Origin of the sequence: Phaeovulum molybdatiresistens (genome assembly GCF_023544865.1) — a bacterium.
In the GTDB taxonomy this organism is placed as follows: domain Bacteria; phylum Pseudomonadota; class Alphaproteobacteria; order Rhodobacterales; family Rhodobacteraceae; genus Pontitalea.
The window spans coordinates 132,826-142,376 of the sequence record NZ_JAMJFX010000008.1 but is presented as its reverse complement, the minus strand read 5'-3'; the positions used below and the strand labels follow the sequence as shown (position 1 = coordinate 142,376).

At 64.2% G+C, this 9,551-nt stretch carries 9 protein-coding genes; 8 read left to right on the top strand and 1 reads right to left on the bottom strand.

What is annotated here, in order from left to right; all coding sequences use genetic code 11:
• Positions 1–195 precede the first annotated feature (195 nt).
• From hisF to MXB90_RS08095, 4 genes are all read left to right on the top strand, one after another.
• Entirely contained in the window at positions 196–954 is a 759-nt protein-coding gene (gene hisF / locus MXB90_RS08110) for an imidazole glycerol phosphate synthase subunit HisF (RefSeq protein WP_250043400.1), read from the top strand.
• Positions 955–970: 16 nt separating this feature from the next.
• On the top strand, positions 971–1,282 hold the full coding sequence (locus MXB90_RS08105; protein ID WP_250043397.1) for a phosphoribosyl-ATP diphosphatase: 312 nt from the start codon (positions 971–973) through the stop codon (positions 1,280–1,282).
• A gap of 87 nt (positions 1,283–1,369) precedes the next feature.
• On the top strand, positions 1,370–2,116 hold the full coding sequence (locus MXB90_RS08100) for an alpha/beta hydrolase (RefSeq protein ID WP_250043394.1): 747 nt from the start codon (positions 1,370–1,372) through the stop codon (positions 2,114–2,116).
• Between the two features lie 42 nt (positions 2,117–2,158).
• The gene (locus tag MXB90_RS08095) at positions 2,159–2,872 is read left to right on the top strand and encodes an alpha/beta fold hydrolase (RefSeq protein ID WP_250043391.1); all 714 of its coding nucleotides are present in this window, start codon (positions 2,159–2,161) and stop codon (positions 2,870–2,872) included.
• Between the two features lie 45 nt (positions 2,873–2,917).
• Here the strand turns inward: MXB90_RS08095 and phaZ are convergent, their stop codons facing one another.
• Positions 2,918–4,204, bottom strand: coding sequence for a polyhydroxyalkanoate depolymerase (gene phaZ, locus MXB90_RS08090; RefSeq protein WP_250043388.1), 1,287 nt, complete (start codon positions 4,202–4,204; stop codon positions 2,918–2,920).
• A 100-nt stretch (positions 4,205–4,304) separates the two neighbouring features.
• Between phaZ and phaC the strand changes: the two genes are divergently transcribed.
• The 4 genes from phaC to thrS all read left to right on the top strand — a co-directional run bounded on the left by phaC (position 4,305) and on the right by thrS (position 9,538).
• Positions 4,305–6,098, top strand: coding sequence for a class I poly(R)-hydroxyalkanoic acid synthase (gene phaC, locus MXB90_RS08085; protein WP_250043385.1), 1,794 nt, complete (start codon positions 4,305–4,307; stop codon positions 6,096–6,098).
• Positions 6,099–6,242: 144 nt separating this feature from the next.
• Positions 6,243–6,689 carry a phasin family protein gene (locus tag MXB90_RS08080; RefSeq protein ID WP_250043383.1) on the top strand — a complete coding sequence of 149 codons (447 nt, stop codon included), beginning with the start codon at positions 6,243–6,245 and terminating at the stop codon, positions 6,687–6,689.
• Positions 6,690–6,834: 145 nt separating this feature from the next.
• On the top strand, positions 6,835–7,398 hold the full coding sequence (gene phaR, locus MXB90_RS08075) for a polyhydroxyalkanoate synthesis repressor PhaR (protein WP_250043381.1): 564 nt from the start codon (positions 6,835–6,837) through the stop codon (positions 7,396–7,398).
• Positions 7,399–7,591: 193 nt separating this feature from the next.
• Complete coding sequence (thrS, locus tag MXB90_RS08070) at positions 7,592–9,538, top strand: threonine--tRNA ligase (protein ID WP_250043378.1); 1,947 nt, start codon at positions 7,592–7,594, stop codon at positions 9,536–9,538.
• Positions 9,539–9,551: the final 13 nt, after the last annotated feature.

Genomic DNA, 9,551 nt, shown 5'->3' with positions numbered 1-9,551 from the left:
GGCGCCCGAAGCCAAACCCGGACAGTTGCGCCGAAAGGAAACCGTTCTGCATAACCGACTTCTTCAGCGGCCTGCTAAGGTTGTTCAACATTTATCTTAGGGGCTGGCCGGGGGCAGCGCCCCCGCCCTGCCTGATGTCTCGGCGCTTGCCCTTGTGCGCCCCGGCCCTGTATGAGGGCGCCAAAGGAGTCCGCCATGCTCAAGACCCGCATCATCCCCTGCCTCGACGTGGCCGATGGCCGCGTGGTCAAGGGCGTCAACTTCGTCAACCTGATCGACGCGGGCGACCCGGTCGAGGCCGCCAAGGCCTATGACGCGGCGGGGGCGGATGAGCTGACCTTCCTCGACATCCACGCCACGCATGAAAACCGCGGCACGATGTATGATCTGGTCACCCGCACGGCCGAACAATGTTTCATGCCGCTGACGGTGGGCGGGGGTGTGCGCACCCAGCATGACGTGCGCGCGCTGCTACTGGCGGGCGCCGACAAGGTCAGCTTCAATTCCGCCGCCGTGGCCAACCCCGATGTCGTCGCCGAGGCCGCCGACCGCTTTGGCAGCCAGTGCATCGTGGTCGCGATCGACGCCAAGACCGTGGCACCCGGCAAATGGGAAATCTTCACCCACGGCGGGCGCCGCCCCACCGGCATCGACGCGGTGGAATTCGCCCGCACCGTCGCCGCCAAGGGCGCGGGGGAAATCCTGCTGACCTCGATGGACCGCGACGGCACGCGGGCGGGCTTCAACATCCCGCTGACCCGCGCCATCGCCGATGCGGTGGACATCCCCGTCATCGCCTCGGGCGGGGTCGGCACGCTGGACCACCTGGTCGAGGGCGTGACGCAGGGCCATGCCTCGGCGGTGCTGGCCGCGTCCATCTTCCACTTTGGCGAATACACGATCCGTCAGGCCAAGGAACACATGGCCGCCGCCGGCATCCCCGTCCGCCTTTGATGAAAGCGCCCCCCCCATGACCACGCTTGACCGCCTTGCCGCCACCATCGCCGCCCGCAAGGGTGCCGATCCCGACAGCTCCTGGACCGCAAAACTGCTGGCCAAGGGCCCGGAAAAATGCGCCGAGAAATTCGGCGAAGAGGCCATCGAGGCGATCATCGAGGCGGTCAAGGGCGACCGCGCCCGCCTGACCGCCGAAGCCGCCGATGTGATCTATCACCTGCTGGTGATGCTGGCCGCGCGCGATGTGGCGCTGGCCGATGTGCTGGCCGAACTTGACCGGCGCGAGGGCACCTCGGGCATCGCGGAAAAAGCGGCGCGGGGCTGACGCGATAGCGTGCGCCACGGCCAGCGCGCCCATCACACTGGCACCCGGCGGCGGGGCGGGTTAGTCTGCCCCTGACAAGGAGGCCAGATGACCGAATATCTTACCACCCCCGAAAACCGCCGCATCGCCTATGACCGGACCGAGGGCAAGGGGCCGGGCATCGTCTTTCTGGGCGGCTTCCGATCCGACAAGGAAGGCACCAAGGCCCTGGCGCTGGAAGCATGGGCCCGCGCGCAGGGCCGCGCCTTCCTGCGCTTTGACTATTCCGGCCACGGCCAGTCGGGCGGCGATTTCCTGGATGGCGCGATCGGCGACTGGTTCGAAGATGCCCGCGATGCGATCACCGCGCTGACGCAGGGGCCCCAGGTGCTGGTCGGGTCATCGATGGGCGGCTGGATCGCGCTGCTGATCGCGCGGGCGATGCCCGAACGGATCGCGGGCCTGGTCACCATCGCCGCCGCCCCCGATTTCACCGAAGACAGCATGTGGGCCGGGATGGATGCCCCCACCCGCCGCAAGCTGGAGGAAACGGGCCGGATCGAACTGCCCTCGGACTACAGCGACGACCCCTATGTCATCACCCGCCGCCTGATCAACGAAGGCCGCAACCGGCTGGTGCTGCGCAGCCCCCTGCCCCTGCCCTTCCCGGTGCGGATGCTGCAGGGCACGGCGGATGCGGATGTGCCGCAGGATGTGGCGCTGCGCCTGCTGGCCCATGCCGATTGCCCCGACATGCGGCTGACGCTGGTCAAGGGCGCCGATCACCGCTTTTCCGACCCCGACTGCCTGCGGCTGATCGAAACCGCACTGGATGAGGTTCTGGCGCGTATATGACCCCCATGCGCCCCCAGAAACCCAGGAAAGCCCGAGGCCCCGATGCGCCCTGAACCGCTGCTGATCCTGCCCGGACTGATGGCCGATGCGCGGCTGTTCTGGCACCAGATCGTCACCTTTTCCGCCACCCGCCCGGTGCATGTGGCCCCCCTTGCCCAGGGCACCACGATCGAGGAGATGGCTGAGGCGGTGCTGGCCGATGCGCCCCCGGCCTTTGCGCTGCTGGGCCATTGGCTGGGCGCGCTGGTGGCGATGGAAATCCTGCGCCGCGCGCCGGACCGGGTGACGCGGATCGCGCTGGCCGATGTCTCACCCCTGCCCGAATCGCCCCAGGTCGCCGCCGCGCGCGAACCGCGCATCGTGCGCGCCCGCGCGGGCAAGCTGACCGAGGCGATGCTGGAGGAAATCCCGCCCGAGGCGCTGGCCCCCGGCCCGGGCCGGATCGAGGTGCAGGCGATGATGATCGACATGGCCGAGGCCCTGGGCGCCGAGACCTTTCAGCGCCAGTCCCGCGCGCTGATGCGCCGCCCCGACCAACAGCGCGCGCTGCGCAATACCAAGGTGCGGGCGCTGCTGCTGTGCGGCGAACATGACACGATCTGCCCGCCGCGGCGGCATGAATTCCTGGCCGAGCTGATGCCCCATGCCAGTTTCCGCCTGATCCTGGGCGCGGGCCATCTGGCGCCGCTGGAACAGCCCGAAAAGGTCACCCAGGCGCTGGGCGAATGGCTTGATGCGCCCTTGCTGCTGAAATGAAAGGCGGCCCCGCAGGGCCGCCGATCTGGCAAAACCGCGCGCGGGTCAGCTGACCGGGCGCAGCGCGGATACCTTGGTGCGGCCCTTGGGCCGGACGCTGTCGCCCGCGTTCTGGTCGATGAAGTCCAGCACCAGCGGGCGGATATTGTTACGCCAGCTGGACCCGGCAAAGATACCGTAATGGCCCGCGCCGGGTTCCAGATGGTGCGCCTTCTTGCTGTCGGGCAGGCCGGTGCACAGCCGCAAGGCCGCCACACATTGCCCGGGCGCGGAAATGTCGTCTTCGGTGCCTTCCACGGTTTTCACCGCGACGGTGGTGATCTTGCCGATATCCACCTGCTTGCCGGCCACGACAAAGCGGTTCTGCGCGACCTCAAGCCCCTTGAAGATGCGTTCCACCGTGGACAGGTAGAATTCCGCCGTCATGTCCATCACCGCCAGATATTCATCATAAAAGCGGTTGTGTTGGTCATGCTCGGACCCATCGCCCTTGGCCTCGTTCAGGATCTTTTCCTGGAAGGCGGCGGAATGCTTGTCGAGGTTCATCGAGATGAAGGACGCCAGCTGCATCAGCCCCGGATAGACCATCCGGCCCACGCCCTTGTATTTGAAGCCCACGCGCTGGATCACCAGATGTTCCAGCTGGCCCATCGTCACGCGCCGGCCAAAGTCGGTGACTTCGGTTGCGGCGGCGTCGGGATCGACCGGGCCGCCGATCAGCGTCAGCGTGCGCGGCTGGGCGGCGGGCTCTTCCTCGGCCAGATAGGCGGTGGCGGCCAGCGCCAGGGGCGCGGGCTGGCAGACCGCGATCACGTTGATGTCGGGGCCCAGGTGGCGCAGGAATTCCACCAGGTAGAGCGTGTAATCTTCGATGTCGAACTTGCCCGCCGACACCGGAATGTCACGGGCATTGTGCCAGTCTGTCACATAGACTTCGCAATCGGGCAGCAGACTGGCCACGGTGGATCGCACCAGCGTCGCATAATGGCCCGACATCGGCGCCACCAGCAGCACCCGGCGCGCCATCGGTTCGCGCCCCGAGATATTGAAATGGATCAGGTTGCCGAAGGGCTTTTCCACCAGCGTCTCGACATTGACCAGATGGTCGCGCCCGTCGGTGCCGGTGATCGACCGGATGCCCCAGTCGGGCTTGATCACCATGCGCGCAAAGGACCGTTCCGTCACCCGCCCCCAGGCGGACATGACCTTGAACATCGGATGCGGCACCATGCCCCAGACCGGGTAAGATGCCATCGCGCGGGCCGAGGCCCCCATCCATTCATTGGTGTTCCTGATGGTTTCCATCAGGTCGTATCGCATCATGCCCTTCATTCAGGTCTCCTTCGCGAGAGGCACCGTTAACCATTTCGCCGCTTTACCCCCCCGCGGATGCGACGGTATGTTTCGATGAGGATAGGGAGGATTTATTACCATGACAACAAGTGACAAGTCTCCGCCCGCTGCATCGCAGCAAATGATCGAGAATCTGGCGAGAATCGAGGCTTTGTCGCAACGCCTTGTTGCCGCCCTGTCCAACAAACGCAGCCCGAACCCCGCGCTGGAAGGCCCGGGCGCCGATCTTTACCTTACGGCAGGGGCGGCGATGATGAAGGAATGGATGGATCATCCCTCGCGCATTCTCGAATCACAGGTGAATTACTGGGGCCAGGCGATGAAGCACTACCTTGAGGCCAGCCAGGCGCTGGCCCAGGGGCAGATGAAGCCGCCCGCCGACCCCGGCCCCAAGGACCGCCGCTTTGCCAACCCGCTGTGGGACAGCCACCCCTATTTCAACTTCATCAAGCAGCAATACCTGATCTCGGCCCGGGCGCTGGAGGAAACGGTTTCCAAGATCGACGGGCTGGAAGAAAAGGACCGCCGCCGGGTGGATTACTTTACCCGCCAGATCATCGACATGCTGGCGCCGACGAATTTCCTGGCCACCAACCCCGACGCGCTGGAACGCGCCATTGAAACCGAGGGCGCAAGCCTGGTGAAGGGTCTGGAAAACCTTGTGCGCGACATCGAGGCGAACAAGGGCGATCTGGTCGTGACCCTGTCCGACAAAGAGGCCTTTCAGGTCGGCGGCAACATCGGCACCGCCGAAGGCGCGGTGGTCTATCGCAACCACCTGTTTGAGCTGATCCAGTACAGCCCCACGACCGAAAAGGTGCACAAGACCCCGCTGATCATCTTTCCGCCGTGGATCAACAAGTTCTACATCCTGGATCTGAAGCCGCAAAACAGCCTTGTGCGCTGGATCGTCGATCAGGGTTTCACGCTGTTTGTCGTCAGCTGGAAGAACCCCGATCCCAGCTATGCCGACACCGGCATCGACACCTATATCCAGGACGGCTATCTGACCGCGATTGATCAGGTCAAGGCGATCACCGGCGAACCCAAGGTCAACGCGATCGGCTATTGCATCGCCGGCACCACGCTAAGCCTGACGCTGGCGTTGCTGGACAAGCGGCGCGACAAGTCGATCAACTCCGCCACCTTCTTCACCACGCTGACCGATTTTTCCGATCAGGGCGAATTCACCGCCTTCCTGCAGGATGATTTCGTCGACGGGATCGAGGCGCAATGCCAGGCCGATGGGGTGCTGTCGTCCTATTTCATGACGCGCACCTTCAGCTATCTGCGCTCGAACGACCTGATCTATCAGCCCGCGATCCGCAGCTATATGATGGGCGAACCGCCGCCCGCCTTCGACCTGCTGTTCTGGAACGGCGACAGCACCAACCTGCCCGCGCGCATGGCGGTGGAATATCTGCGCTGGCTGTGCCAGCAGGACCGCTTTACCGGCGCGGGCGTGGATATGATGGGGGAAAGGCTGCATGTCTCGGGCGTCAAGGTGCCGCTCTGCGCCATTGCCTGCGAAACCGACCATATCGCGCCCTGGATCGCGTCATTCAACGGGGTGGCGCAGATGGGATCGGCGGACAAGACCTTCATCCTGTCGGAATCGGGCCATATCGCGGGCATCGTGAACCCGCCCACCAAGGACAAATACGGCCATTACACCAGCACCGCACCCATCGAAAATCCCAACGAATGGAAGGGGATGGCCGATCACCACAAGGGCAGCTGGTGGCCGCGCTGGGGCGCATGGCTGGCCGAACGGTCCGGGCGCATGGTCGCGGCGCGCAAACCCGGTGGGCCGGGTCATCCGGTGCTGGCCCCGGCGCCGGGCACCTATGTCGTGGAACAGGTCCAGGTCTGAACGCCGCCGCTGGCTTTGGTGAAATTTCTGCAACGCAGCGGGAAATCCTTGAAATGCTGCGCTGCAGCATGTATATCATGTCCAGAGCGACACGGGGCCCCTCGCCGATCTTCTTCCGGGCCCACAGCAATTCGGAGAGAGCACATGACCAAGACCCAAGACATCACCAAGATCATGCAGGACATGATGGCGTCCTTCCCGATGGATACCGCGAAATTCCAGGACGCGTTCAAATCGCAGGCCGCGCTGGGCGAAAAGATGACCAAGGTCGCGCTGGACGCCGCCGAGAAATCGACCGAGATTTCCTCGAAATGGGCCAAGGAAACGCTGACCAAGGTCGGCGCACTGGCCAAGACCAAGGAAGAGCCGGCCGATTACGCCAAGGCGATGAGCGATTTCGCCTCGTCCGCCGCGGAAATGGCTGCCGAAAACATGGCCGCCTTTGCCGAAGTGGCGAAGAAGGTGCAGATGGAAACCGTCGAGCTGATGCTGGCCGCCGGCAAGGACATGTCCGACGACGCCACCGCCGCGGTCAAGAAAGCGACCGAGGAAGTGACCTCCGCCGCCAAGAAGGCGACTGCCGCCAAGTAAGGTTTCCGCAACCCGGCTTCCTCCTCCTCCCCGCCGGGTCGGACCTGGAAGGGCGAGCCCATGGCTCGCCCTTTTTTCTTGTGTTGCTTTTGCCGCGCCGCGGCCTAAACATTGCCGCGCTGCCAACAGACCCCGGGAGGACATGATGGCCGAAACAGCGAAAGACGCAAAACCCCTGCTGATCAAGCGCTACGCAAGCCGCCGCCTCTACAATACCGAAACCAGCGACTACGTGACGCTGGAGGATATCGCGGGGTTCATCCGCGACGGGCGCGAGGTGCAGATTATCGATCTGAAATCCGGTGACGACCTGACCCGGCAATATCTGCTGCAGATCATCGCCGAACATGAAAGCCGGGGCGAAAGCGTCCTGCCCATCGACGTGCTGACCGATCTGGTGCGCAGCTACACGACATCGGCGCAAAGCGTCGTGCCGCAATTTCTGGCCGCCAGCTTTGAAATGCTGCGCGAAGGCCAGTCGAAGATGATGGAGAATTTTTCCTCTTTCCCGAACCCGATGGCCTCGATGCCCGGGTTTGACGCGCTTCAGCGCCAGCAGCAGGCTTTTCTCAAATCGATGATGAGCGGCTGGCCCGGCGCCGCCGAAGACAGCGATGATGCCAATCAGACCGCCTCGGGCGACCGCGACGATCTGGCCGCGATCAAGAAGCAGCTGGCCGAGCTGCAATCGAAACTGTCCAAACTCTGACACGATCCCACAACCGGGGCCTTGCCCCCCGAAGGGCGGGCCATTGCGCCCGCCTTTCGCATTCCATCCGGGCGCCATCCCGCGGCTGCGGTCAGGGCGCCGCATTGACTTTTGCCCCGAAAGCCCCGATAGCGACGCGACCATAACCCGCAACCGGGCGTTCCGTGGGCGCCAAACCGACGAGGAGGACGACATGTCCCAGATCACCCTCACCTTTCCCGATGGCAATCAGCGCAGCTTTGACGCGGGCGTGACCCCTGCGCAGGTCGCGGCCTCGATCGCGCCCTCGCTGGCCAAGGCGGCGATTTCCGCCCAGATCGACGGCAAGCACTGGGATCTGGCCTGGCCGATCACCGAAGACGCCGCCATCGCCATCAACACGATCAAGGACGACGCCCCCGCGCTGGAACTGATCCGCCACGATCTGGCGCATGTCATGGCGCGCGCGGTGCAGGAAATCTGGCCCGATGTGAAGGTCACCATCGGCCCGGTGATCGAAAACGGCTGGTATTACGACTTTGACCGCAAGGATCCCTTCACCCCCGAGGATCTTGGCCAGATCGAAGCCAAGATGAAAGAGATCATCAACCGCCGCGACCCGGTGACGACCGAGATCTGGGACCGCGACCGCGCGATCAAGTATTACGAGGCCAACAACGAACCCTACAAGGTCGAACTGGTCGGCATGATCCCCGAAGGCCAGCCGATCCGCATGTATTGGCACGGCCACTGGCAGGACCTGTGCCGCGGGCCGCACCTGCAACACACCGGCCAGTTGCCCGCCGATGCCTTCAAGCTGATGAACGTGGCCGGCGCCTATTGGCGCGGCGACAGCAGCCGCCCGATGCTGCAGCGCATCTACGGCGTGGCCTTCAAGACGCGCGACCAGCTGAAGGCCCACCTGACCATGCTGGAAGAGGCCGCCAAGCGCGACCACCGCAAGCTGGGCCGCGAAATGGACCTGTTCCACATGCAGGAAGAGGCGCCGGGCCAGATCTTCTGGCACCCGAACGGCTGGAACATCTATGTCACGCTGCAGGACTACATGCGCCGGATGCAGCGCGCGGGCGGCTATGTCGAGGTGAACACCCCCCAGGTCGTCGACCGCAAGCTGTGGGAAGCCTCGGGACATTGGGAAAAATATCAGGAAAACATGTTCATCGTCGAAGTGGACGAGGAACATGCGCGCGAAAAGTCGATCAACGCGCTGAAACCGATGAACTGCCCCTGCCATGTGCAGATCTTCAACGTGGGCCTGAAATCCTACCGCGACCTGCCGCTGCGCATGGCCGAATTCGGGTCGTGCAACCGCTACGAACCCTCGGGCGCGCTGCACGGCATCATGCGCGTGCGCGGGTTCACCCAGGATGACGCGCATATCTTCTGCCGCGAAGATCAGATCGAATCGGAAACCAAGAAATTCATCGAATTCCTGTCCACCGTCTATCGCGACTTGGGGTTCGAGGCGTTCAAGATCAAATTCTCGGACCGCCCCGACACCCGCGCCGGCAGCGACGAGGTCTGGGACAAGGCCGAGTCCGCGCTGATGCAGGCCACCCGCGCCGCCGGTTACGACTTCATCATGAACCCCGGCGAAGGCGCCTTCTACGGCCCGAAACTGGAATTCGTGCTGACCGACGCGATCGGCCGCGACTGGCAGTGCGGCACCCTGCAGGTGGATTTCGTCCTGCCCGAACGGCTGGATGCAAACTACATCGGCGAAGATGGCGCCAAGCACCGCCCCGTCATGCTGCACCGCGCCACGCTGGGGTCGTTCGAACGCTTCATCGGCATCCTGATCGAAAGCCACGCGGGCAAGCTGCCCTTCTGGCTGGCGCCGCGTCAGGTGGTGGTGGCCTCGATCGTGTCGGATGCGGATGATTATGTGCACCAGGTCGTGGCCGCCCTGCGCGCCGCCGGCATCCGCGCCGAGGCCGATGTGCGCAACGAAAAGATCAACTACAAGGTCCGCGAACATTCGGTGGGCAAGGTCCCGGTGATCCTGGCCATCGGCATGAAAGAGGTCGAGGATCGCACCGTTTCGGTCCGCCGCCTGGGCGAAACCCGCACCGAAACCGTGGCGCTTGACGCCATCATCGCCGAACTTGGCGCCGAGGCCACACCGCCCGACCTTCGGTGACGCTTTCGTGAAA

Bases quoted from the DNA above. Each gene is read 5' to 3' on its own strand.
- hisF (WP_250043400.1), top strand. From the start codon at position 196: ATGCTCAAGACCCGCATCATCCCCTGCCTCGACGTGGCCGATGGCCGC.
- MXB90_RS08105 (WP_250043397.1), top strand. From the start codon at position 971: ATGACCACGCTTGACCGCCTTGCCGCCACCATCGCCGCCCGCAAGGGT.
- MXB90_RS08100 (WP_250043394.1), top strand. From the start codon at position 1,370: ATGACCGAATATCTTACCACCCCCGAAAACCGCCGCATCGCCTATGAC.
- MXB90_RS08095 (WP_250043391.1), top strand. From the start codon at position 2,159: ATGCGCCCTGAACCGCTGCTGATCCTGCCCGGACTGATGGCCGATGCG.
- phaZ (WP_250043388.1), bottom strand. From the start codon at position 4,204: ATGAAGGGCATGATGCGATACGACCTGATGGAAACCATCAGGAACACC.
- phaC (WP_250043385.1), top strand. From the start codon at position 4,305: ATGACAACAAGTGACAAGTCTCCGCCCGCTGCATCGCAGCAAATGATC.
- MXB90_RS08080 (WP_250043383.1), top strand. From the start codon at position 6,243: ATGACCAAGACCCAAGACATCACCAAGATCATGCAGGACATGATGGCG.
- phaR (WP_250043381.1), top strand. From the start codon at position 6,835: ATGGCCGAAACAGCGAAAGACGCAAAACCCCTGCTGATCAAGCGCTAC.
- thrS (WP_250043378.1), top strand. From the start codon at position 7,592: ATGTCCCAGATCACCCTCACCTTTCCCGATGGCAATCAGCGCAGCTTT.